At 58.9% G+C, this 892-nt stretch carries 1 protein-coding gene; it reads right to left on the bottom strand.

Annotated features, from left to right (window positions below):
• Positions 1–892 (bottom strand): NADP-dependent phosphogluconate dehydrogenase (gene gndA, locus IB244_RS31550; RefSeq protein ID WP_192306986.1); only part of this gene is annotated, 892 nt, incomplete at both ends.

The following is an 892-nucleotide window of genomic DNA, read 5'->3' as shown; positions in this document are numbered from 1 at the left end:
ATTCCGGCTTGCCGAAGATCTTCTCGGCGGCTTCGCGCTCGGTCTTCATCGACGACAGGCTGCGGGCGGCAACGGCGGCTTCGATCGCGGTTGCCGGAATGCCCATGTTCTGCGCTTCGATCGCCGACCACTTGCCGGTGCCCTTCTGGCCGGCCTTGTCGAGGATCATGTCGACCATCGGGCCACCGGAGACCGGATCACTCGCGGCCAGCACCTTCTCGGAAATCTCGATCAGGTAGGAGTTCAAGCGACCCTTGTTCCATTCGCCGAAGATGCCGGAAATGTCCTTGGCGCTCTTGCCGAGACCATCGCGCAGGATGCCGTAGATTTCGGCGATCATCTGCATGTCGGCATATTCGATGCCGTTGTGGATCGTCTTGACGAAATGGCCGGCACCGTCATTGCCGAGCCAGGCAACGCAAGGATCATCGTTGTATTTGGCGGCGATCGAGGTCAGCACCTTCTCGACGCGCTTCCAGGAGTCCTCGGTGCCACCGACCATGATCGAAGGCCCATGGCGTGCACCCTCTTCACCACCCGAGACACCCATGCCGATGAAGGTGAGGTCGGTGTTTTTCAGGCGGTCGAAACGGGCGATCGTGTCGCGGAAGTTGGCGTTGCCGGCATCGATCATGATGTCGCCCTTGGAAAGATGCGGGCGCAGTGCTTCCATCTGCTGATCGACGGCCTCACCGGCCTTGATCATGATGATAATCGGACGCGGCGGGCGGATCGCTTCGACGAACTCCTCGATCGTCTTGCAGGGAATGATCTGCTTCTTCAGATCGCCGGCGCTTTCGTAGAATTCATCCGTTTTCTCAGGTGTACGGTTAAAGACAGCAATCTTGTTGCCTTTTTCCGCAATGTTGAGCGCCAGGTTGGAACCCATGAC

Origin of the sequence: Rhizobium sp. RHZ02 (assembly GCF_014851575.1) — a bacterium.
GTDB classification, from domain to species: Bacteria; Pseudomonadota; Alphaproteobacteria; order Rhizobiales; family Rhizobiaceae; genus Rhizobium; species Rhizobium altiplani.
This window is presented reverse-complemented; position numbering and strand designations above follow the sequence as displayed.